21 protein-coding genes are annotated in these 23,027 nt (G+C 68.6%); 8 read left to right on the forward strand and 13 right to left on the reverse strand.

Annotated elements, in window-relative coordinates:
* Positions 1-88: 88 nt before the first annotated feature.
* From AC0B44_RS14885 to AC0B44_RS14905, 5 genes are all read right to left on the reverse strand, one after another.
* A complete protein-coding gene (locus tag AC0B44_RS14885) occupies positions 89-1,114 on the reverse strand; it encodes a uroporphyrinogen decarboxylase/cobalamine-independent methonine synthase family protein (RefSeq protein ID WP_471903610.1) in 1,026 nt (341 codons plus the stop codon).
* Positions 1,111-2,205: a tRNA 2-thiouridine(34) synthase MnmA gene (gene mnmA / locus AC0B44_RS14890; RefSeq protein ID WP_471903611.1), complete on the reverse strand. Its 1,095-nt coding sequence runs from the start codon at positions 2,203-2,205 to the stop codon at positions 1,111-1,113. The genes AC0B44_RS14885 and mnmA overlap by 4 nt, the downstream gene beginning before the upstream one ends.
* Entirely contained in the window at positions 2,202-3,437 is a 1,236-nt protein-coding gene (locus tag AC0B44_RS14895; protein WP_471903612.1) for a cysteine desulfurase family protein, read from the reverse strand. The genes mnmA and AC0B44_RS14895 overlap by 4 nt, the downstream gene beginning before the upstream one ends.
* Before the next feature lie 190 nt (positions 3,438-3,627).
* Complete coding sequence (locus tag AC0B44_RS14900; protein WP_471903613.1) at positions 3,628-4,584, reverse strand: electron transfer flavoprotein subunit alpha/FixB family protein; 957 nt, start codon at positions 4,582-4,584, stop codon at positions 3,628-3,630.
* A 48-nt stretch (positions 4,585-4,632) separates the two neighbouring features.
* On the reverse strand, positions 4,633-5,418 hold the full coding sequence (locus AC0B44_RS14905; protein WP_471903614.1) for an electron transfer flavoprotein subunit beta/FixA family protein: 786 nt from the start codon (positions 5,416-5,418) through the stop codon (positions 4,633-4,635).
* Positions 5,419-5,647: 229 nt separating this feature from the next.
* On the opposite strand from AC0B44_RS14905, the gene AC0B44_RS14910 reads away from it, so the two are divergent.
* Genes AC0B44_RS14910 through AC0B44_RS14920 form a run of 3 tightly spaced genes read left to right on the forward strand, consistent with a single transcriptional unit; the run spans position 5,648 to position 9,221 of the window.
* A complete protein-coding gene (locus tag AC0B44_RS14910) occupies positions 5,648-6,427 on the forward strand; it encodes a class I SAM-dependent methyltransferase (RefSeq protein ID WP_471903615.1) in 780 nt (259 codons plus the stop codon).
* Positions 6,428-6,453: 26 nt separating this feature from the next.
* Positions 6,454-7,974, forward strand: a complete 1,521-nt coding sequence (locus AC0B44_RS14915) for a 1,4-alpha-glucan branching protein domain-containing protein (protein WP_471903643.1) — start codon at positions 6,454-6,456, stop codon at positions 7,972-7,974.
* The gene (locus AC0B44_RS14920) at positions 7,974-9,221 is read left to right on the forward strand and encodes a glycosyltransferase family 4 protein (RefSeq protein WP_471903616.1); all 1,248 of its coding nucleotides are present in this window, start codon (positions 7,974-7,976) and stop codon (positions 9,219-9,221) included. Before AC0B44_RS14915 ends, AC0B44_RS14920 begins: the two co-directional genes overlap by 1 nt.
* Positions 9,222-9,252: 31 nt before the next feature.
* Here AC0B44_RS14920 and AC0B44_RS14925 read toward each other — a convergent pair whose 3' ends face one another.
* Both AC0B44_RS14925 and AC0B44_RS14930 read right to left on the reverse strand, forming a co-directional pair.
* On the reverse strand, positions 9,253-10,740 hold the full coding sequence (locus AC0B44_RS14925; protein ID WP_471903617.1) for an amidase: 1,488 nt from the start codon (positions 10,738-10,740) through the stop codon (positions 9,253-9,255).
* 40 nt (positions 10,741-10,780) lie between these two features.
* The gene (locus tag AC0B44_RS14930) at positions 10,781-11,545 is read right to left on the reverse strand and encodes an acyltransferase (RefSeq protein WP_471903618.1); all 765 of its coding nucleotides are present in this window, start codon (positions 11,543-11,545) and stop codon (positions 10,781-10,783) included.
* 94 nt (positions 11,546-11,639) lie between these two features.
* On the opposite strand from AC0B44_RS14930, the gene AC0B44_RS14935 reads away from it, so the two are divergent.
* A complete protein-coding gene (locus AC0B44_RS14935; protein WP_471903619.1) occupies positions 11,640-12,941 on the forward strand; it encodes an outer membrane protein assembly factor BamB family protein in 1,302 nt (433 codons plus the stop codon).
* A 10-nt stretch (positions 12,942-12,951) separates the two neighbouring features.
* Here AC0B44_RS14935 and AC0B44_RS14940 read toward each other — a convergent pair whose 3' ends face one another.
* On the reverse strand, positions 12,952-13,860 hold the full coding sequence (locus tag AC0B44_RS14940; RefSeq protein WP_169619662.1) for a LysR family transcriptional regulator: 909 nt from the start codon (positions 13,858-13,860) through the stop codon (positions 12,952-12,954).
* A gap of 70 nt (positions 13,861-13,930) precedes the next feature.
* On the opposite strand from AC0B44_RS14940, the gene dapA reads away from it, so the two are divergent.
* On the forward strand, positions 13,931-14,824 hold the full coding sequence (gene dapA, locus AC0B44_RS14945) for a 4-hydroxy-tetrahydrodipicolinate synthase (protein WP_169619663.1): 894 nt from the start codon (positions 13,931-13,933) through the stop codon (positions 14,822-14,824).
* Here the strand turns inward: dapA and AC0B44_RS14950 are convergent.
* From AC0B44_RS14950 to AC0B44_RS14970, 5 genes are read right to left on the reverse strand one after another with little or no spacing between them, the layout of a single operon-like run.
* Positions 14,821-15,975 (reverse strand): THUMP-like domain-containing protein, encoded by a 1,155-nt coding sequence (locus AC0B44_RS14950; RefSeq protein ID WP_471903620.1) that lies wholly within the window; start codon positions 15,973-15,975, stop codon positions 14,821-14,823. The two genes, dapA and AC0B44_RS14950, sit on opposite strands and share 4 nt — an antisense overlap.
* Before the next feature lie 3 nt (positions 15,976-15,978).
* The gene (locus AC0B44_RS14955; RefSeq protein WP_471903621.1) at positions 15,979-16,956 is read right to left on the reverse strand and encodes a methyltransferase domain-containing protein; all 978 of its coding nucleotides are present in this window, start codon (positions 16,954-16,956) and stop codon (positions 15,979-15,981) included.
* Positions 16,957-17,008: 52 nt separating this feature from the next.
* Positions 17,009-17,788: an enoyl-CoA hydratase-related protein gene (locus AC0B44_RS14960; protein ID WP_471903622.1), complete on the reverse strand. Its 780-nt coding sequence runs from the start codon at positions 17,786-17,788 to the stop codon at positions 17,009-17,011.
* Positions 17,789-17,797: 9 nt separating this feature from the next.
* Entirely contained in the window at positions 17,798-18,631 is an 834-nt protein-coding gene (locus AC0B44_RS14965) for an NUDIX hydrolase (RefSeq protein WP_471903623.1), read from the reverse strand.
* Positions 18,632-18,683: 52 nt separating this feature from the next.
* Entirely contained in the window at positions 18,684-19,517 is an 834-nt protein-coding gene (locus AC0B44_RS14970; protein WP_471903624.1) for an ABC transporter ATP-binding protein, read from the reverse strand.
* A 42-nt stretch (positions 19,518-19,559) separates the two neighbouring features.
* On the opposite strand from AC0B44_RS14970, the gene glgX reads away from it, so the two are divergent.
* The 3 genes from glgX (at position 19,560) to AC0B44_RS14985 (ending at position 23,015) form a co-directional block, all read left to right on the forward strand.
* The gene (gene glgX, locus AC0B44_RS14975; protein WP_471903625.1) at positions 19,560-21,701 is read left to right on the forward strand and encodes a glycogen debranching protein GlgX; all 2,142 of its coding nucleotides are present in this window, start codon (positions 19,560-19,562) and stop codon (positions 21,699-21,701) included.
* An 85-nt stretch (positions 21,702-21,786) separates the two neighbouring features.
* Complete coding sequence (locus AC0B44_RS14980; protein ID WP_471903626.1) at positions 21,787-22,632, forward strand: arsenate reductase/protein-tyrosine-phosphatase family protein; 846 nt, start codon at positions 21,787-21,789, stop codon at positions 22,630-22,632.
* Positions 22,629-23,015, forward strand: a complete 387-nt coding sequence (locus tag AC0B44_RS14985; RefSeq protein ID WP_471903627.1) for a VOC family protein — start codon at positions 22,629-22,631, stop codon at positions 23,013-23,015. The genes AC0B44_RS14980 and AC0B44_RS14985 overlap by 4 nt, the downstream gene beginning before the upstream one ends.
* Positions 23,016-23,027: the final 12 nt, after the last annotated feature.

Consider the following 23,027-nt stretch of genomic DNA (forward strand, 5'->3'; position numbering starts at 1 on the left):
AGGTCACAAGCCTAGTCGAGGACGCCGACAGCTCCGCCGCGATCCGGCGGCCGGTCCGCGCGGGTGACCGGCCGGCCCGATCCGTAGGTCAGAGGGTTTCGGGGTCCTCGGACAGCGCAGCGGAGATGTCGCGGGCCTGCTTGAGCGCGTTGCGCGCCCACTGCGGGTCCGCCGCGGCGAGGCCGCACGCCGGCGCCACCGATACCGACCGCAGGGCGGCGCGGGGGAACCCCAGCCGGTCGAACAGCGCGAGAGCAGGTGCCGCCAGGTCTCGCCAGCCCGGAACCGGGGTGGGCGCCGTCGTCGGAACCAGGCCGAGGACGAGCGCGGTACCGGAATCGAACAGTTCACCGATCCCGTCGAGGTCGGACTGCGAGATTCGTGCGAGATCGAACGAGACGGCGTCGGCGGCGCTGCGGCGCAGCAGATCGGTCGGCAGGGTGCCGGCGCAGCAGTGCACCGCGACCGACAGTCCGGTTTCGCGGATGGTCGTGTCCAGGACGTCGAGCGCCTCGGGTTCCGGCCACGCCGGAACGGTCTCGAGGATCGTCCGGCCTTCCAGGCTCCCGGCGAGCACATCGGGGAGCGCGGGCTCGTCGAGCTGGACGACGACCTGCACACCGAGCCTGCGGTGGAGTTCGGCGGCGTGCCGGGCGATCCCTTCCGCGAGCGACTCGGAGAGTTCGCGCACCGCTCCGCGATCGAGGAGCACACGGCGGCCGGTGGCGAGTTCGAGATTCGCGGCGAGGGTCAGCGGCCCGGCGGACTGCACCTTCACGGTGCGGTCCGGTCCCGCGCCGGCACGTTCCCACGCTTCCTCGAGCGCGTCGAGGTCCTGGCCGAGCAGATCCTCGGCGCGGGCGGCGATCGTGCCGCGTCGTGACACCAGGCGGTATCCGGTGGTCGACGCGTCGAGATGAAGATCGACGAGCAGCGCGCTCGTCCGCCCGATCGTGTCCGCACCCAGGCCCCGGTTCGGGAGTTCTACGAGGTGCGGAAGATCGGCGAGTTCGCCCACGACGACGGCCGCGGCTTCGCGCGCATCGGTTCCCGGCCACGAACCTAGCCCGGTGACGGTCCCGGACCACGCGTTCCGGGCTGCCGGACCGGTCACACGTCCTCGGCTACGGGCCGGGCAACGGCGATCGTGCCGCTGCCGAGGACGATGTCGCCGGCCGGATCGGGCCGGTACAGCACAGCGGCCTGACCGGCGGCGACGCCGGTGAGAGGCTCCCGAAGCGAGATCTCGATCCCCGACTCGACGGCCTCGGCGACGGCGGGAGCGAGCCCACCGTGCGCCCGGACCTGCACAACACATTCGACGGGGCCGTCGGGCGCGCTGCCCGAAGTCCAGACGGCGCGCTCGGCATGGATGAAGTCGACCTTGAGGCGCTCGGCGCTGCCGACCCGGACGGTGCCGGTGTCGGGCTCGATCGCGGTGACGTAGCGCGGACGGCCGTCGGCGCCGGGACCGGAGATGCCGAGACCCTTGCGCTGTCCGATGGTGAAACCGTGGACGCCTTCGTGCTCGGCGAGGACCTCACCCGAATCGTCGTCGACGACCGCACCCGGCCGGATGCCGATGCGGGCGCCGAGGAAGGCGCGGGTGTCCCCCGACGGGATGAAGCAGATGTCGTGACTGTCCGGCTTGTTCGCCACGGCGAGGCCGCGCTCTGCCGCCTCCGCGCGGATGAGGTTCTTCGGGGTGTCCCCCACCGGGAACATCGCCCGCGACAACTGATCTGCCGTCAACACCGCCAGCACGTACGACTGGTCCTTGTCGGCGTCGACCGCGCGTCGCAGCACACCGTCCTGCAACTGGGCGTAGTGACCGGTGGCCACCGCGTCGAAGCCCAGCGCCACCGCACGATCGGCCAATGCCGAGAACTTGATCTTCTCGTTGCACCGCAGGCACGGGTTGGGTGTTTGGCCCGCCGCGTACGCCGCCACGAAGTCGTCGATCACGTCTTCTTTGAAGCGGTCCGCGAAATCCCAGACGTAGAAAGGTATTCCGAGCACGTCGGCGGCGCGGCGGGCATCGCCGGCATCCTCCTTCGAGCAGCAACCGCGCGAACCGGTGCGCAACGTGCCCGGGGCCGACGACAACGCCAGGTGCACCCCCACCACGTCGTGTCCGGCGTCGACCGCGCGGGCTGCGGCAACCGCCGAGTCCACACCGCCGCTCATCGCCGCAAGAATCCTCATCTCCGGTCACCTCCTCGTCCGCCGGCGCTCGCCATACCGGCGGCGCGTGCCCGCTCCACCACTCGCGGCAGAGCGTCTGTCAAAACATCGATATCGTCTCGGGTCGTGGTGTGCCCCAAGGAAAACCGCAGGGAACCGCGAGCGGTCGCGGGATCGGATCCCATCGCGACCAGTACGTGGCTGGGCCGTGCCACACCTGCGGTGCACGCCGAGCCGGTCGAACATTCGATCCCGGCCGCGTCGAGCAGCATCAGCAGCGAATCGCCCTCACAGCCCGGGAACGTCAGATGTGCGTTGTTGGGAAGCCGCCCGGCACCGCGGGGCCCGTTGACGATCACGTCCGGGATCACCGCTTCGACACCGTCGATGAGCAGGTCGCGGAGCGCCGTGAGCTCGGCGGTCCGGGCGGGAAGATCGGCGGTCACCTCCCGCAGCGCGGCAGCCATCCCGACGATCGACGCCGTGTCCTGCGTGCCCGACCGGATATCCCGCTCGTGCCCTCCGCCGTGGGCGAGGGGAACGCAGGGAACCTGGCGTCCGAGCAGGAGCGCACCGACACCCTGGGGGCCACCGAACTTGTGGGCGGCCAGGGTCAGTGCCGACAATCCGCTCGCCGCGAAGTCGACGGGCAGATGCGCGACCGCCTGCACGGCGTCGCTGTGCATCGGCACATCGAACTCGGCCGCAACGGCGGACAACTGACGGATCGGCATGACGGTGCCGACCTCGTTGTTCGCCCACATGATGGTAACGAGAGCGACCTCGTCGGGATGAGCGGCCAGTTCCTCGCGGAGGAGGTCGGGATCGACCCGGCCCACTTCGTCCACGGGGAGCCACGTAACGAGGGCTTCCTCGTGGTCGGCGAGCCACTGGACGGCATCGAGGACGGCGTGGTGCTCGACCGCGCTCGCGATGATCCGGCGGCGTCGCGGATCCTGGGCGCGCCGGCCCCAGTAGATGCCCTTGACGGCAAGATTGTCGCCCTCGGTGCCCCCGGAGACGAAAATGACTTCGGACGGTCGCGCGCCGAGTTCGGCGGCGATCGATTCGCGGGCTTCTTCGATCCGGCGGCGTGCCGCACGCCCCGAACCGTGCAGGGACGAGGCGTTGCCGGTCGTCGAGAAGACCTCGGTCATCGCGTCGATCGCCGCAGGCAGCATCGGCGTGGTCGCGGCGTGATCGAGATAGACGGTTTTCGAGGTACCGGAGGGTCCGGTGGCGGGCGAGGTCATGACCGATCCAGGATAGCGGGTGACCCGGGGTGCCTGTCGCGCTCACCGCCTCCGGGAGCCCGCATGCGGCAAGGGTCACGTTCTGCTCGGCCCGCCTGCTGCCCCTCGGGCCCGTTGTCACGGAGCCGCCGACGACGAGCGCGGCCCCGCTCCGGAGAACCGGAACGGGGCCGCGCTGCGAGGGCGGGAATCAGCCCTTGTGCTTCTTGACAGCCTCGGTCAGCTGCGGGGCGACGTTGAACAGGTCGCCGACGACGCCGAAGTCCGCGATCTCGAAGATCGGAGCTTCTTCGTCCTTGTTGACCGCGACGATCGTCTTCGAGGTCTGCATGCCCGCGCGGTGCTGGATGGCGCCGGAGATGCCCAGCGCGACGTACAGCTGCGGGGAGACCGTCTTGCCGGTCTGACCGACCTGGAACTGACCGGGGTAGTAGCCCGAGTCGACCGCGGCGCGGGAGGCACCGACGGCTGCGCCGAGCGAATCGGCGAGCTCTTCGACGACCGAGAACTTGTCGGCCGAGCCGACACCGCGACCACCGGAGACGACGATCGACGCCTCGGTGAGCTCGGGACGGTCGCCGCCGACGATGGGCTCGCGCGAGGTGACCTTGACGGCGTTCTCTTCCTGGGCCGGAACCTCGACGTCCACGCGCTCGGCGGCAGCCGCCTCGGGCTTGGCCTCGATGGCGCCCGGGCGAACCGAGATGACCGGAACGTCGCCGTTGGCCTTGGCATCGACGGTGAACGCGCCACCGAAGATCGAGTGGACAGCCGAGCCGTCGCTCTTGACGTCGACGACGTCGACTAGCAGGCCGGAGCCGATGCGGGCGGCGAGGCGGCCCGACACCTCCTTGCCCTCGACGGATGCGGCGGTGATAACCGCTGCGGGGCTGGCGGATTCGACGAGCGCGGCGAGGACGTCGACCTTCGGGGTCACGAGGTAACCGTCGATGATGTCGGACTCGGCGGCGTAGACCTTCGCAGCACCGGCGGCGGCGAGCGCCTCCTGAAGCTTGTCGGCGGTTCCGGCGGGACCGGTGACAACTGCCGACGGCTCACCCAGCGCGCGTGCGGCGGTGATGAGTTCGGTGCTGACCTTCTTGAGTGCGCCCTCGGCATGCTCGACGAGCACGAGTACTTCTGCCATTGCTTGCTTCTCTCCCTAGGTATGTCTGGTGTTGTCGCGTGGGCGCGATCAGATGATCTTGTGGCCGACCAGGTACTGAGCGACCTTGTCGCCGCCGTCGCCCTCGTCGGTCACGCGCTCACCGGCGGTACGCGCAGGCTTCGGGGTGACACCGGTGACGGTGGACGCGGCGTTCGCGACACCGAAGATCTCGGGGTCGAGGCCGATGTCCGCCAGGGTGAGGGTCTGAACTTCCTTCTTCTTCGCGGCCATGATGCCCTTGAAGGACGGGAAGCGCGGCTCGTTGATCTTCTCGGTGACCGAGACGATCGCGGGGAGCGGAGCCTCGAGGCCGAAGACGCCCTCGTCGGTCTCACGCTCGCCGGTGGCCTTGCCGTCGGCGAGGGTCAGCTTGCGCAGGTGCGTCAGGTGCGGAAGGCCCAGGTACTCGGCGATGATCGCGGGCACGGCACCGACGCGACCGTCGGTGGCCTCGTTGCCGGCGATGACGAGCTCGACGCCCTCGATCTGACCGAGCGCTGCGGCGAGCGCGTACGCGGTCTGGATGGAGTCCGAGCCGTGCAGCGCGGGATCGTTGAGGTGGATGGCCTTGTCGGCACCCATCGACAGCGCCTTGCGGATGGCGTCGGTCGCGCGGTCGGGACCCGCGGTGAGCACGGTGACCTCGCCGCCGTCGCGCTCCTTGATGAGCAGGGCCTCTTCGACCGCCCGCTCGTTGATCTCGTCGAGAACCGCGTCGGCGGCTTCACGGTCGAGCGTGTAGTCGCCGTCGGTGAGCTTGCGCTCGGACCACGTGTCGGGGACCTGCTTGATCAAAACGACGATGTTCGTCATGGGTCTGCGTCGACCTCCTGTGTGTAGCTGCCTTTGGTCGGCAAGGCGCTGCCTGAACCGAGCACTCGTGTCTGTCGCACGGCGTGTGCGATAGATTATCAAACGCTAAGTTACCCGTGGGTAACTTAGCGGGATTCCTGGTTCACCATAGCCGCACGAAAGGACAGGCAAACCTGTGATCTGGACCACCGGAACGGCGCCGGGGAGCACTGGCACTAATGTCTCGTCGGTGACCGATACCAACAGCGGCGGCGACGACACCCGGACTCTTCCCCTCACCGGCGAACGGACCGTGCCCGGAATCGCCGAGGAGAACTACTGGTTCCGGCGGCACGAAGTGGTGTACCGACGACTGCTCGACCGATGCCGGGACCGGACCGTCCTCGAAGCAGGCGCGGGCGAGGGCTACGGCGCGGACATGATCGCCGACGTCGCAACCCGCGTCATCGGCCTGGACTACGACGAGAGCGCAGTCGCCCATATCCGCGCCCGCTATCCGCGCGTCGACATGCGGCACGGCAACCTCGCCGAACTCCCCCTCGACGCCGAGTCCGTCGACGTCGTCGTCAATTTCCAGGTCATCGAACACCTGTGGGACCAGGGACAATTCCTACGCGAATGCCACCGCGTACTGACTCCGGGGGGTGCGCTGCTGATCAGTACACCGAACCGCATCACCTTCTCGCCCGGACGCGACACCCCGCTCAACCCGTTCCACACCCGCGAACTCGACGCCGCCGAACTCTCGGAACTGCTCGAGGACGCAGGATTCCGGGTCGAACTCATGACCGGCGTGCATCACGGCCCCGCCCTTCGCGCGCTCGACGCCAAGCACGGCGGATCGTTCATCGACGCGCAGATCGAACGCGCCCTGGCGGGTGAGCCGTGGCCCGCCGATCTCACCGAGGACGTCGCGGGCATCACCGTCGACGACTTCGTTCTCGACCCCGAAGACATCGACAGCAGCCTGGATCTCGTGGCGGTCGCAGTGAAGGATCCCGCACGGTGACAACGAAATCCACCACGGAGCCGGGCATGTTCTCGCTCGTCCTGCACTCCCACCTGCCGTGGCTCGCGAACCACGGCAGATGGCCGGTCGGCGAGGAATGGCTCTATCAGTCCTGGGCCGCAACATATCTCCCGGTCACCGACGTCCTGCGGCGCCTCGCAAGCGAAGGGCACTCCCGCATGGTCACGCTGGGAATCACGCCCGTTCTGGCAGCCCAGCTCGACGATCCGCACTGCCTGGCCGGCATGCACCACTGGCTCGGCAACTGGCAACTGCGCGCACACGAGGCCGCCGGCATGGCCGAGGAGTCCTACCGGGCACTCGGGGCGCGAGAACACCGCGCGGCGGGCGCCGCGCTGGAGATGTTCGAAACCCGTTGGCGCCACGGCGGTTCGCCGGTCCTCCGCGAACTGGTCGACGCGGACGCGATCGAACTGCTCGGCGGCCCTCTGGCACACCCGTTCCAGCCGCTGCTCGACCCTCGCATGCGGGAGTTCTCGCTCACCGAAGGTCTGCACGACGCGCACTCCCGCTGGCAGCACCGCCCCCGCGGCGTCTGGGGCCCCGAGTGCGGATTCACGCCCGGAATGGAAAAGGGTTACGCGGCAGCAGGTGTCGAGCACTTCATGGTCGACGGCCCGGCTCTGCACGGCGACACAAGCCTGGGCCGCACCGTGCTCGACTCGGACGTTGTGTGTTTCGGCCGCGATCTGCAGGTCTCGTACCGGGTGTGGTCGCCGAAGTCGGGATACCCCGGGCACTCCGCCTACCGCGACTTCCACACCTACTGCCACGACACCGGTCTCAAGCCCTCGCGGGTGACCGGACGGGCTGTCGCATCGGAGGACAAGGCCCCCTACGACCCCGAACTCGCGTCGCTTGCCGTCGACCGCCACGTAGCCGACTTCGTCGAGACCATCCGGCGCAGGCTCCGCAGCGAGTCCGCCCGGATCGGACGGGACGCGCTCGTCGTCGCCGCATTCGACACCGAACTGTTCGGGCACTGGTGGTACGAGGGTCCGCTGTTCCTCGAACGTCTTCTGCGAGCACTTCCGGAAGCCGGGATCGAGGTCGGCACCCTCACCGACGCGCGCGATCGCGGATACGTCGGCGGCCCGGTCGATCTCGCGAACTCGTCGTGGGGATCGGGCAAGGACTGGCGCGTGTGGGCGGGCGACCAGGTCTCCGATCTCGTCCGGCTGAACGACGAGGTCGTCCGGACGACGCTGGACACTCTCGACAAAGCACGCGACGGACAGGCGCTCGGTGCACCCGTCCTGCGCAACCGGGTGCACGACCAGATGCTGCGCGAAGCGTTGCTCACCGTCTCGAGCGACTGGGCGTTCATGGTCAGCAAGGACACCGCCGCCGCGTACGCCCGCGACCGCGCACACACCCACGCGCACGCGCTCCGGGAGATCGCCGAGGCGGTGGCTTCCGGTCGCGACTCGACCGCAGTACGGTTGGCCGACGGCTGGAACCGAGCCGACAACCTTTTCCCGGGGCTCGACGCACGACGCCTCCCCGGACGCCACGGAGGCAAGTGATGAGAGTTCTGATCGTGTCGTGGGAGTACCCGCCGGTCGTCGTCGGTGGGCTCGGCAGGCACGTTCACCACCTCGCCACCGAACTCGCTGCCGCAGGACACGAAGTGGTGGTGCTCTCCCGGCGCCCCACGGGGACCGACGCGACGACCCACCCCACGGTCAGCCACATCTCGGAGGGCGTGCTGGTCGTCGCAGTGGCCGAGGACGCACCGCACTTCGTCTTCGGCGAGGACATGCTCGCGTGGACCCTCGCCATGGGACACGCGATGGTGCGCGCCGGCGTCGGCCTGAGCCGCGGCGGTATCGGAGACGGGTGGCAACCGGATGTCGTGCACGCGCACGACTGGCTCGTCGCGCATCCCGCGATCGCCCTGGCCGAGTACTTCGACGTACCTCTCGTCTCGACGCTTCACGCCACCGAGGCAGGCCGCCACAGCGGCTGGCTCTCCGGCAAGATCAATCGTCAGGTGCATTCGGTCGAGTGGTGGCTCGCCAACGAATCCGACGCTCTCATCACGTGTTCCGCGTCGATGCACGACGAAGTGACCGCCCTGTACGGCGACGACCTGCCGCAGATCTCGGTGATCCGCAACGGCATCGACATCACGACGTGGTCGTATCGCGAACGCGCGCCCCGGTCGGGTCCGCCCCGGCTGCTGTATGTGGGGCGACTCGAATACGAGAAGGGCGTGCAGGACGCGATCGCCGCGCTGCCGCGGATCCGGCGCATCCACCCCGGCACCACCCTCGTCGTCGCCGGCGAAGGGACGCAGTCCGAGTGGCTGCGTGAACAGGCCCGGATCCATCGCGTCGCACGGTCGGTGAATTTCGTCGGCAACCTCGATCACACCGAACTGCTCGGGTGGCTGCACATCGCCGACGCCATCGTGCTGCCGAGCCGGTACGAGCCGTTCGGCATCATCGCGCTCGAAGCTGCCGCTGCGGGAACACCATTGATCGCCTCCACCGCCGGTGGGCTCGGTGAGGCCGTCGTCCACGGCTCGACAGGCTTGTCGTTTCCGCCCGGCGACGTCGCGGCACTCGCGTCGGCCGTGCGCGAGACTCTCGACGATCCGGCCGGCGCGCAGGAACGCGCCCGCGCCGCCAGGGCCCGGCTCACCGACGATTTCGACTGGGGACAGGTCGCCGAGGAAACCGCTCAGGTGTACTCCGAGGCGAAGCGCCGGGTGCGGCATCCGCTGGGGCGCCCGGTGATTCCGCAGCGGCCCCTCCCCGACCGGGACTGACAGCAGCCGGGAACCGCGAGCCGGGACCGACTCAGTCGACGTCGAGTGCCGGCCGCCGGTCGAACCACGGACGGGCCTGCTCCAGTTCGCCGCCGAGCGCGAGCAGCAGACCTTCGCCGCCGAGCGGGGCGACGAACTGGACCCCCAGCGGCACGCCGTCGGCAGTCCAGTGCAACGGAAGCGAAATGGCCGGGCGCCCGGTGATGTTCGCCAACTGGGTGTACGGCGTGCGGCCGAGGTTCTCGTCGATCATCCGGTCCACCAGACCGGTCCAGCGGGCCACCTTGCCCCTGCGCGTCGCGATGAGCACGTTCCCGAGGGTGCTCATCCAGCGCGGTGTGGCCAGTTCGCCGATCCGCGCAGGGGGATAGGCCAAGGTCGGCGTCAGCAGCAGGTCGTAACGGTCGTGGAACGCAGCGAGCCGGGTGGTGTGCTCGCCCCAGCGCGCGAGTGCCGCGAGATACTCCGGCGCGGGTACGGTACGGCCCAGTTCGGCCAGGATGCGGGTGTCGAACTCGAATCCGTCGGAGCCCGCCCCCGTGCGTTGCTTCACCTCGTCGACCTCGGCTGCCAGCGACGCGAACCACATGGTGAGGAAGTCCGTGGCGAGTTGCCGCTCGTCGACGCCCGTCGACGCGGGCTCGACGTGATGGCCGAGTTCGTCGAGCAGGGCGACCGTGGCGTCCACCGCTGCCACTGCCTCGGGGTCCACTCCGGTCCCGAGTGGGGACGCGGTCGCGTAACCGATGCGCAGTCGCCGAGGCGTGGTGCGTGCCGCGGCGGAATACGACTGCGGTGGAGCCGCAGTCAGGAAGGCCGCCGCCGGGTACGAACCGGCCATGACGTCCAGGAGAGCCGCGGAGTCACGGATGCTCCGGGTGATCGCCCCGTTCGTCGCCGCCCCGTGCAGCGGCTCACTGCCGAGAGGTCCCGTCGGCACGACTCCGCGCCCGGGCTTGAGTCCCACGAGACCGCAGCACGCCGCCGGGATCCGGATCGACCCACCGCCGTCGCTCGCACCCGCAGCGGGCACCACCCCTGCTGCAACAGCGGCGGCGGAACCACCGGACGAACCCCCGGGGGTCAGCGCCGGATTCCACGGGTTGCGCGTGGGACCGTTGACTTCCGGTTCGGTGATGCCCTTGAGCCCGAATTCGGGGGTGTTGGTCTTCCCGAGGACGACGAGACCGGCGTCGAGCCATCGGTCGACGACCACCGAGTTCCGTTCGGCGGGCACCTGGGCGAGCGCGCGGGACCCGCTGCCGGTGGGGATCCCCGCGATGTCCTGCCCGAGGTCCTTCACGAGGAAGGGCACGCCCGCGAACGCGCCTTCGAGCCGATGACCGGCGCGCACGCGGGCCTCCCGGTCGAGCCGGTACACCACGGTATTGAGAATCGGCTCGACGGCGTCGAGCCTGCCGATCGCCGTCTCGAGCAGTTCGTGCGGCGTCACCTGCCCGCCCGCCACCAATTCGGCGAGCCCCACGGCGTCGTGACGCACGTATTCCTCGAAGTCCACAGTCGAGCCCTCCCCTGCCGATTCTTCGTGCGACCTGTCGTCAGACGCCCGGTTGTGCGTCGACCGGCTTCTCTCCGGCCTTCTTCCGGGCGATGTCCTCGAGTGCCGCCGCCCGTGCGGCACGTTCGGTGGCGGCGATCTCCCACGACACCTTGCGATTCTTCACGACCTTCGCCGGCGAGCCGACCGCAATGCTGTAGTCGGGGATCTCGCCCTTGACCACGGCGTGCGCGCCGAGCACGCAACCGCGGCCGACCTTCGTGTTGCGCAGCACCGTCACCTTCGCGGCGATCCACGTGTCCGGACCGATCCGCACCGGGCCCTTGATGATGCCCTGGTCCTTGATCGGATAGGTGATGTCCTCGGTGCGGTGGTCGAAATCGCAGATGTAGCACCAATCGGCGACCAGAGTCGACGCGCCGATCTCGATGTCGAGGTAGGTGTTCACGACGTTGTCCTTGCCGAACACCACCTTGTCGCCGATGCGCAGCGAACCCTCGTGGCAGCGGATCGCGTTGCCGTCACCGATGTGCACCCACTTGCCGATCTCGAGTCGCGCGAGTTCGGGTGTCGCGTGGATCTCGACGTTCTTGCCGAGAAACACCATTCCGCGCAGCACGACGTGCGGATTCGCCAGCTTGAACTTCGCCAGGCGGTAGTACCGGACCAGGTACCACGGCGTGTATGCCTTGTTTGCCAGCACCCATCGCAGAGATGACAGTGTCAGGAATCGTGCCTGGTCCTGATCCCGGCGACGGGAACCGCGCCACCTCGTGCGCAGCGGTGCGCCCCACATGCTCGTCATAGGGGGCAGCCTACGGTCCGCCTCCTGCGCGGGGTACAACCCCCGGCCCGATACGCTGACGGCTCGTAACGTTCGTCCCGGGAGGAGTTGGGTGATGCGGGGTGTCCTGCGGGCCGCAGTGCTGGCGTCGACGGCAGCGGTCGCACTGAGCGGGTGCGCAGGCGGGGGTGGCACGACCGACGTGCTCTCCGAAGGAGGCTGGCCGGCCCGTTATTCGGACTCCCGGAACAGCAGCACCGCGACCGCGGAGGGACTCGACGACGTCTCCCCGGCCTGGGCGCGGCCGCTGGGCGGTGCGGTGGGTTCGCCCGCCGGGGTGGCGGCCAACGGCCAGATCTCGGTCACCGCATCGACGGAGGCGGGATGCAACCTCTTCTCCTTCCAGATCGACAACGGCCGTAAACGGTGGTGCACGCGGCTCGCTCCGGGAGCGACGACCGTGACGCCCGTGTCCGACGGCAACGCGAACATCTACGTCGGCGAGGACGGTGGCATGTTCTCGTTCAACGAACACGGGCAGCGACGCTGGCGCATCCCGGTGAGCGGCACACCGCGCAGCGCCCAGTTCGCGTCCGACGGAAAACTGGTCGTCGTCACGCATTTCGGCCAGGTCAACATCATCAACCCGCAGACCGGCCAACTCGTCGCACCGCTGTTCGACCTCGTGCCCATTCCCGCCGTCGGCGACGGCCAGAACGTTCCGAGGCTCGCGAGCGACCACGGGTTGCCCGCATGCTTCGGCGGATCACCCGATTGCCCCGTCGCCACCACTCCCGCGGTCGACCTGGCCACGGACCGGATCTTCGTGACCCTGTGGCGTCCCGGTGCCGACCGCGCGTCTCTCGTCGCCATGCGGTACACCAGCGGCGACAACGCGTCCGTGGTCGAAGAATGGTCCACCGACGACCTGCCGGGCGGCGCCGTGACGAGTCCGGTGCTGTCCGCCGACGGCGCGACCGTCTACGTCCACGACGGCGACGGCACCCTCTGGGCCGTCGACTCCACGACGGGGACACCCCGATGGAGCCATCGACTCGACTACTCCCCCGCGACCGGCCCGGCAGTGACCGGTGACGGATTGCTGCTGCTTGCCGCCGGCGGAGACGAGGGCGCCCTGACCGCACTGCGGGACAATGGCGACGGCGCCGAAATGGTGTGGCAGCGAACGGATGTCACGCAGCACGCCGTACCGGCGGTGACCTCGAACGGGCTGGGTTACTCGATCGTGGGCGGCGCCGACGGCCTTGCCGCACTCGTGTTCGACACCTCGGACGGCCACTCGATCGACGAGGAACCGATCACGGAGGCAACAGGATTCCCGGTCGGCACCGCGGTGGGCCCCGACGGCGAGTTCGTCACCACGACGCACGACGGTGACATCGTCGTACTCCGCTGAAGCAGTTCCCTCAGCCGACAGTCGAGGTACAGTCGAAAGATCGTGCTGCCCTGCGTAATTCGGCGCTCACGACAGCCTGCGCCGGCCGGTGCCCACTGCCCCGGCGGTACGCAATTCGGGTTCGTCTCCCGACCGGAAGCGCGGTGAGCACCACCCCTGCCGGAACATCGATCGCCCCGAGCTGTGGCACCAGTGCCACGCCGGCTCCCGCTGCAACCAGTCGCAGGACCGTGGCGAAGTCGTCGACCCGATGGGTGACCCACGGTTCGAACCCTTGGGAGCGACAGGTGCGCACCGCCATGGTGTGACACAACGTGCCGGAGTTCCCGACAATCCAAGGGCTGTCTGCGTGACTGCGGACGACCGCCAAACCCTCCGCGTCCGGCGCTGCGGACGCGGCCAGATAGATGACCTCGTCGAGCAGCGGTTCGAGTTCGATGCCCGACCCGACGGAGGACGGCACGTTGTCGTATTCGTGGACGAGCGCCATGTCGAGGTGACCTCCCCGAAGCAGATCCGGCGCATCGGCGGGATCGACCTCCGTCACCGTCACTTCCGGGCCCTGCTCCGCACGGCGGAGTTCCGACAGGGCGGGGAGCACAACCGTCCGTAGCGCGGTCGGAAAGGCCCCGAGGCGAACCGACCCCGACGGCCCCGGCCCACTCGTCGCGAGCGCGGTTTCTGCTCGTTCCAGTTCCGCCAGAACCGCCTCGGTGTGCTCGACGAGGATGAGAGCCGCCGGGGTCAGCCTCACCCGACGACCCGTGCGCACCAGGAGGGGGCGGCCGGCCTCGCGTTCGAGCGCCGAGATCTGTTGCGACACCGCCGACGGCGTGTACGAAAGCGCCTCGGCGACGGCAGCGATCGTGCCTCGATGGGCGAGTTCACGGAGAAGCCTGAGCTTGCGAACGTCGAGCATCGGTTCAGCTTACGAGTTCCGTCACGAAGAGTAACTGGATCTTGTGAATTGCGACGGTAAAAGTGGGTGCATGACATTCCATCCGTCGGGCATCTTCGTCCCGCTCGTCACCCCGTTCACAGACACCGGCGAGATCGCCGCGACCGACCTCGAACGTCTCGCCCACGGCGTGATCGAAGAAGGCGCAGCCGGCATCGTGGCGTTGGGAACAACCGCGGAGGCGGCCACCCTGACCCCTCTGGAACGTCGAGAGGTCGTGCGGATCTGCAGCACGGCGTGCCGCGAGCACGGCGTGCCCCTGATCGTCGGCGCAGGTTCGAACGACACGGCCGGCACCGCGCGCACCCTCGAGGAACTGCATGCGGAGGGCGACGCCACAGCCGCAATGGTGGTGGTCCCGTACTACACACGCCCGTCCGAGGCAGGGGTGGTGGCGCACTTCGAATACATCGCCGCACGCAGTCCGCTCCCCCTGATTCTCTACAACGTTCCGTACCGCACCGGTCAGCACCTGGGCTGGGAGTCCGTCGAGCGACTGTCGCAGCATCCGCAGATTGCCGGCATCAAACAGGCAGTCGGCTCGGTGGACACCGACACCGCGCGACTGGTCGCAGTGGCCCCCACGTCGTTCTCGGTCCTCGCAGGAGACGACGCGCTGGTTTCCCCGCTCCTCGCGATGGGTGCCGCGGGAGCGATCCTGGCGACCGCGAACGTCTGCACGCGCGAGTTCGTCGAACTGTTCCGGTTGTGGGACGGCGGATTCCTGTCGCAGGCGAGGGCCCTCGGGAACCGACTCGTGGAGACCGCGTGCGCGCTGACCGCAGGGCCGAACCCCACCGTCATCAAGGCCGTGCTCCACGCCCAGGGCAGGATTTCGACTCCGAACGTCCGGCTACCCCTCCTGCCGGCGGGCAGCCCCGCGGCGATTCTCGGAGCGCTGCCCCACACGGTCCGTGCAGGCTAACGGGACGCTGCGCACACGAAGGCCTCGGGCGTGCGGCCGATGCGGGTCAGCACCACGCTCAGCGAGCGTGAGCCCTTCAATTTGAGCCGGGGACGCAGCACCGCGGGATCGATGTCGAGCCCGCGCACCAGGATCTCGGCGATCCCGCAATCGAACCGGGACAGTGCCTGTTTCAGCGCCTTCTCCGTGTATTTGAACTGTTCGAGGACGCGGAATCCACGCACCCCGTCGGGCAACGTATCGCCGGTGAGGTAGGCGATACGTGGATCGAGTTGCCACAGTCCGTGCGCGGCCGCGTAGTGACGTACCAGGCCGGACCGGACGATCGCTCCGTCGGGATCGACGATCCACTCACCCGGCGCGCGTTCCGGGATGTCGTCCGGCATCGTGTCGGTAACCTCAAAACCGGTTCCGTCCGAACGCAATACTGCGGCACGGCGGCGAGCACCGCCGAGTGCCAGACCGGGTGAGTACAGGCACGCCTCCCGCACCCCGCCGTCCAGCGACACCACTTCGACCTCGCCGTCCCAGCCCAGCGAGCCGAAATCCAGGCCCGGAGCGCACTTCACGGCAAGGTCTCGTCCGGCGTACGTGTCGAGAAGGTCGGGCAGTGGGGGCTGAAGCGCGGCGGGATCGTGCGTCCGGCGACCGCCGGCGCGGCGCGCGGGATCGGCGATGACGGTCGTATTCCGGGTCACCGGGTGCAGGGCGTCGGCGCGGACGAGATGCGCGTCCGGCACGTTGTGCGCGGCCATCGCGAGCCGGACGGCGTCGAGGTCACTGCCCACCACCGTCTCGGCGACACCGACCAGGTGCGCGAGTTCGGCGCCGACCGAACACGTGACGTCGTGCACGGCCCGGCCGGCCAGTCGCCGGGCGCGATGGGCCGCGACCGGACCCGGCGTCGCCTGCTGCACGGCGTCGTCGGTGAGCACCCATCGCTGCGCACCGTCGATCTTGGCTGCGGCCTTGCGGCGCACCAGCACAGTCTCCACCAGCAGCGGGGTGCGGTCGCCGAAATGCGTACGCACCCAGCCGATGTCGGCCAGGCGCGTACGCGTCGACAGTTCACGCTCGTCGACGCGCGCGAGCGCTTCCGCGCCGGCATCCGAAGTCAGATACCCGACGTCGGCGAGCGTGAAGTCGTACACCGGCTACTCGCCCGGCTTCACACCGGTGATCATCACGTTGTAGAAGAAACTCCGCGGGACGACGTGCTTGAGCACCTTCTCGTCGACCCAGCTGAGCGACTTCCAGCCACCGAAAGCGAATTTCGCCCAGTTCCAGCCGAGCTTCTCGGGCGGCACGGCTGCTTCGAACGTCCGGACCGGCCAGCCCAGCAGCGCTGCGGCGAATTCCTCACTCGACGCCTTGACGTCGACCGCACCTGCGGACCGCGAGATCTTCTCGAGATCGGCCGGGTCGAAGGTGTGCAGGTCGACGACCGCCTCGAGCGCCGCAGCGCGCGACGACTCGTCGAGTTCGGTCTGCGGACGCCGCCAATCGCTCAGGAACGGAAGCTTGGTGATGTTGGTCGTGGCCTCCCACGTGATGCGCCCGAGCCACCGTGCGTAGAAGTTACCGATCGTGCTGGGCTCACCGGCGAAGACGAATCGGCCGCCGGGCTTGAGCACGCGCAACACCTCGCGCAGGGACTGCTCGACGTCGGGAATGTGGTGCAGCACGGCATGTCCGACGACGAGATCGAACGTGTTGTCCTCGTACGGAATGGTTTCGGCGTCGGCGACACGACCGTCGACGTCGAGACCGAGATGCTCGGCGTTGCGCAACGCCACCTTGACCATGCCGGGCGACAGGTCGGTGACCGAACCGCTCTTGGCCACCCCACCCTGCATGAGGTTGAGCAGGAAGAAGCCGGTGCCGCAACCCAACTCGAGCGCACGCTCGTACGGGAGGTTCTGTTCTCCGGCGGCGGCGACGAAACGCCCCTTGGCGTAGTCGATGCAGCGTTCGTCGTACGAGATCGACCACTTGTCGTCGTACGTCTCGGCTTCCCAGTCGTGGTAGAGCACCTGGGCGAGCTTGGTGTCTTCCATCGCCGCCGCGACCTGTTCGGCGGTGGCGTGCGGGTTCGGCGCGGGGTCGACCCCGTCGGGCCTGCTTGCAGTCATGGCGTGATCCTACCCATCGGTAAGTCGGAGACGATTACGTGGTTGGGGCGACCTATTCGCCGACGAATTCGGCCTTCCCGGGACCGTTGGCGAGGAACGACTCCATACCGATGGTGCGGTCCTTCGTGGCGAACAGCGACGCGAACACGTGCTGTTCGATGGCGAGACCGGTATCGAGGTCGGTGTCGAGGCCCTGGTCGATCGCGGCCTTCGCCGCGGCCAGCGCCCGCGAAGCTGCCTTGGTGAACTGCGCCGCCCACCGCCGCGCCGCTTCGTAGACGTCGTCCGGTGCCACGACCTCGTCCACCAGACCGATCGCGAGTGCCTCGTCCGCCCCGACGAAGCGGCCGGTGAACACGATGTCCTTCGCCTTCGCGGGCCCCACCAGGCGTGCGAGCCGCTGGGTGCCGCCACCCCCGGGGATCACACCGAGCAGAATCTCGGGAGTCCCCACTTTCACGTTGTCGCCGACGATGCGGCGGTCGGCACCGAGGGCGAGTTCGAGGCCCCCACCGAGCGCGTAGCCCGTGATCGCGGCGACGGTCGGTTTCGGGATGTCGGCGATCGATCCCAGCGCGGACTGCAGATCACCGACGATCCGGCTCATCCGCACGAAATCCAGTTCGGCGAGTTCCTTGATGTCGGCACCGGCGGCGAACACCTTCTCGCCGCCGTAGACGATTACCGACTTCACGTCGTCCCGCACGGTCGCTTCTCGCGCCGCCTCCCGGATCTCCTCCTGGAGTTGCCGGTTCAGGGCATTCATGGGAGGGCGGTCGAGCCGGATGGTGCCGATACCGTCGGAGACTTCGAGTGTCACGAATTCAGCCATGCGTCGAGCCTAGAGGTCGGCGCGCTGGGCCCAGGGATGCGACCCGACCGTGTAGTAGCCGTCCTCGCCGTCGAAGGAGATGTGGATCATGCCGTCCCGTTTGCTCATCACGGGAAGGATCGGTTCGACCGTGACCTCCGCGGCCATGATCTCCGCGACCGTCGCGTAGCGGGAGAGTGCCGTCAACTGGGACCACGTCGGAGGGAGCAACACACACCGCCCCGACCGCCAGTACGCGAGTTCCTCCGCGGCGGTCCGCCACCGCACCTCTTCGGCCTCGCTGGTCGCTCCGTCGGCGCGCTGCCCCTCCGGTGCGACAGCGACGAAGAACCGGGTGTCGTATCGGCGCCGCTCCCCCAGAGGCGTGATCCAGTTCGCCCAGGGGCGCAGCAGATCGGCGCGGAGGACGAGCGCCTCCTGTTCCAGAAAATCACCGAACGACAACTCGCGGGCTTCGAGCTTGCGACGAGCCTGGGCGTACGCGGTCGTGTCCGCGACGAGCGTGTCGGGCGTGGGGCCGGCCAGGAGCACACCGCATTCTTCGAACGTTTCGCGCACGGCAGCGAGCACGAGTGCCCGCGCCTGCGCCTCGGTGGTGGAGAACCGCTCGGCCCACCACCCCACGTCCGGGCCGGTCCACTGCACCGACGCGTCGGTGTCGGACGGATCGACGCCGCCGCCGGGAAAGACGGTCATCCCGCCGGCGAATTCCATGCCGACGACACGTTGCTGCAGGAACACCTCGACCCCGCGCGCGGAGTCACGCACCAGCATCACCGTGGACGCACCGCGGACGGGCACCGCGGCAGGATCGAAGGAGCTCACCGAGCGATCGCCAACCATGGACCGAAACTAGCCGATCGGGTGCGCGCCGCGCCGGGACGCGCCGGTTGTGTCATCCGCGCCGGTGACGTCCCGGCTCCCGGGTGCGACGGGCGAAGAACCGTCCGTCGGCCTTTTCGAGGGTGATCGCCTGGCTGAACGCCTCGCTGAGGTTCTCTCCGGTGATCACATCGTCGAGCAGACCCTGCGCGACGACGGTGCCCTCTTTGAGGAGCAGCGCGTGGGTGAAACCGGGCGGGATCTCCTCGACGTGGTGGGTGATCAGCACGGTGGCCGGTGCGTCCGGGTCCTCCGCCAGCACGCCGAGGCGCGCGACGAGTTCTTCACGGCCACCGAGATCCAGGCCGGCGGCAGGTTCGTCGAGGAGCAGCAGTTCGGGATCGGTCATCAGCGCGCGGGCGATCAGCACTCGTTTACGCTCGCCCTCCGACAGCGTTCCGTACGAGCGGTCGGCCAGGTGCTCGGCGCCGAGGCTTTCGAGCATCTCGATCGCGCGCTCGGTGTCCATCTCGTCGTAACGCTCGCGCCAGCGGCCGAGCACGCCGTATCCGGCGGAGATCACCAGATCGGCGACTTTTTCGTCGAACGGGACACGATTCGCGAGCGCCGCCGACGACAGTCCGATCCGGGTCCGCAGTTCGGACAGATCGGTCCGGCCGAACGTCTCGCCGAGCACGTGTGCCGTTCCGGACGTCGGGAACGTCTCGGCCGCCGCGATGCGCAGCAACGTCGTCTTGCCTGCGCCGTTGGGGCCGAGCACCACCCAACGTTCGTCGAGTTCCACCTTCCAGGTCACAGGTCCGACGAGGACGTTGCCTCCGCGTCGCACCAGAACGTCTTCGAATTCGATGAGCAAATCGGGATCAGGTTGTGCCACGCCTCCCATCTTGTCTTACGCCCGGGCACAACACGCGGCAGGATCATCTCTGTGTCGTCACCCTCTCCTGAATCCGCTTCGTCCGCAGCTCTCCACAACCCTTCGCCGTTCCCGCTCGGGGCGACGGTGGTCGAGACCGGTACGCGATTCGCCGTGCATGCGCCGCACAGCGACCGCGTCCAGGTGTGTCTCGTGGACGACGACGGTCGTGAACAGCGCGTGGACCTGCCCGACTTCACCTACGGCGTGTGGCACGGCGTCGTCCCGGGCGCCGGTGCCGGGCAGCGGTACGGCTATCGCGCGCACGGCCGGTGGGATCCGCGCCACGGTCTGCGCACCAATCCCCACAAGATCCTTCTCGATCCGTGGGGCCGGCAGATCACCGGCGAGGTCGGCGACGCCGCGAGGCTCGTCGCCTATGAAGGGAGCCCGTTCGACGGGATGTCGACGGTCGATTCGCTCGGCCACACCCCGCTGTCCGTCGTCACGTCGCCGAGCGGCAATTCCTCGCAGCGGCCGCGGATACCGTGGGAGAACACCGTCGTCTACGAGTTGCATGTCGGTTCGTACACGGCGCACCACCCGCAGGTGCCCGAGCACCTGCGCGGCACCTACCTCGGGCTGTGCCAGCCCGCGGTGCTCGACCATCTGGTGCAACTCGGTGTGACGACCGTCGAACTACTGCCGGTCCAGGCGTTTCTCACCGAACCTCCGGTGCGTGCGCGCGGCATGCGGAACCACTGGGGTTACTCGACCGCCTCGTACTTCGCGCCGCATCCCGCCTACGCCGCGACACCGGGTGAGGAGATCGCCGAGTTCCGGACGATGGTCCACGCCTTCCACAGCGTCGGACTCGAAGTGGTTCTGGACGTCGTCTACAACCACACCTGCGAGTGGTCTGTGGCAGGACCGAACCTGTCGTGGCGCGGGCTCGACGCGCCCGGTTACTACCTGCTCGATCACCACGGCCACGACATCGATCTCACCGGCTGTGGCAACACGATCGACGGCGCCTCCCCCATTGCTGTGCGGATGGTGTGCGACAGCCTGCGGTACTGGGCGGAGGACATGGGGGTGGACGGGTTCCGGTTCGATCTCGCGAGTGCGCTCGCGCGGCCGCGAGGCGGGCCGTTCGACCCGCGGGGTGCCCTGCTCACCGCGATCACCAGCGATCCGGTGCTCACCGGCCTCAAACTCATCGCCGAACCCTGGGATGCCACCGGGCACGGCTACCAACTGGGACGGTTCGGTGTGCAGTGGGCCGAATGGAACGACCGGTACCGCGATACGACTCGCCGCTTCTGGGCGGGACACTCGGGGGTGCGCGAACTCGCGTCACGGCTCACCGGTTCGGAGGACGTGTTCCAGCGCGATCGGCGGCAGCCTGCGATGTCGGTCAACTACATCACCGCTCACGACGGGTTCACTCTCGCCGACCTGGTGTCGTACCGGCACAAGCACAACGAGGCGAACGGTGAGGACGGCCGCGACGGTTCGGACCACAACGAATCGGTCGACCACGGCGTCGAGGGGCCGACCGACGATCCGGACATCATCGCGGCCCGCGATCGGCACGTCCGCGCCCTGCTCGCGACTCTGATGCTCTCGACGGGCACTCCGATGCTGCTCGCCGGTGACGAGATCGGACACACCCAGCACGGCAACAACAACGCCTACTGCGTTCCGGAAGAAGTACCGGTGCGCGAGGCGTGGCCGCTCGAGTGGCAGGACGCCGACCTCGAGCGGTTCGCGTACGTGCGCGGTCTCCTCGGACTGCGGAACGTGGTGCCTGTGTTGCGACGACGCCGGTTCTTCGACGGCCGTGCCCGAACCGACGGTCGCCCCGATCTGGTGTGGTTCGGGATCGAGGGCACCGAACTCGATTACGCGGGCTGGCACGACGAGAGCCGGCGCACCCTCCAGGGGTGGGTCGACGGGTCGGACCTGGGTACCACCACCCGCGCGGGACTACGGCTACCCGACAGCAGCGGCCTGTTCGTCCTGCATGCGGGCGATGCCGCGACCGTGACGTTGGGCGGACCGGAGTGGTATCGCGGCGACATCGTGTGCGTCTTCGATTCGAGCACCATCGACGGCTCCCCGGTCGACGACACTCCCCTCGCGGTGGGAAGCGAGTTCCACGTGACCGGACCGACGGTTCTGGTGTTCCGCACCGCGAACCCGTTCGGATGATCGGACTCGGCGCCCTCGACCGGTTCTGCACGACCCGAGCAAATTACATCAAACCGATTTGATGTATCGGCGGTACGCTTCTGCCATGGCGGCATTCGCGTCCGTTCCGTCGTTCGTACGGCTGGCAGCCCATCCGGTGCGCTGGCAACTGCTCGCGACACTGTCCGGTGGCGACCATCGGGTCCGGGAGTTGGCGGCGCTCGTCCGCGAGCCGCAGAACCTGGTGTCCTATCACCTCCGGGTGCTGCGCGACGGCGGGCTCGTGACGACCACGCGCAGTACCTTCGACGGACGCGACACCTATTACCACCTCGACCTCGACCGCTGCGACGGCATGCTGGCCGACCTCGGCGCCGCGCTCCACCCGGCGCTCGCTCCCACGGCGGAGCAGTCACCGTCCTGTCCCGCCGACTCGGTCAGCGTGTTGTTCGTCTGTACCGGCAACAGCTCCCGCTCCCCCATCGCAGAAGCGTTGTTGCGCAGACACTCTGGCGACACGGGTTCGCGCGGAGTCGAAACACTCAGCGCCGGAACCGATCCGAAAGCCGAGATGCACCCGCACGCCGTGCGGGTACTGCGCGACGACTTCGGGATCGACATCTCCGCCCGCGCGCCCCGGCCGCTCGCGGCAGTCACCGGCCACCGGTTCGACGCGGTGGTCATCCTGTGCGACAAGGCCCGCGAGCACCGCCCCGAGTTCGGGGGTGACACGCAGTGCATCCACTGGAGCATCCCGGACCCCGCGACCACACACCCCAGCGACGCCGACACCTATCCGGCTTTCCGCGCCGTCGCCGCCGACATCGACACGCGTGTACGGCATCTGCTTCCCGCCCTCGCGCAAACGTCCCCGCCACGAGCCACCGGCAGCCCGCGCGACGGACGACCGAAAACCGAAGCTCCCCCACTGAGGAAAAGGAGTGTCCGATGATCACGCAGAACGAATACGTCGGCGTCCGTTACCTTGTCGACGACGTCCCCTCGGCGATCGAGTTCTACACCGGCAGACTCGGTTTCACCCTGCTCAGCCACCCGGCTCCCGCATTCGCGGATGTGACCCGCGGTTCGCTGCGACTGTTGCTGTCCGGCCGTGCCAGTTCGGGTGCTCGCGCCACCCCGGCCGACGTGGCGGGTCCGGGGCGCAATCGCATCCACCTCGTTGTCGACGACCTCGACGACGAGGTCGGCCGTCTGCGCGAGGCCGGGGTGCCGTTCCGAAGCGAGGTGGTCTCCGGCCCCGGCGGCCGTCAGGTCCTGATCACCGATCCCGCAGGCAATCTCGTCGAGTTGTTCCAGCCCGCGCCGGCGGCTTGACCCGCGTGCCGG

The organism is Rhodococcus sp. NPDC019050, from assembly GCF_055664235.1.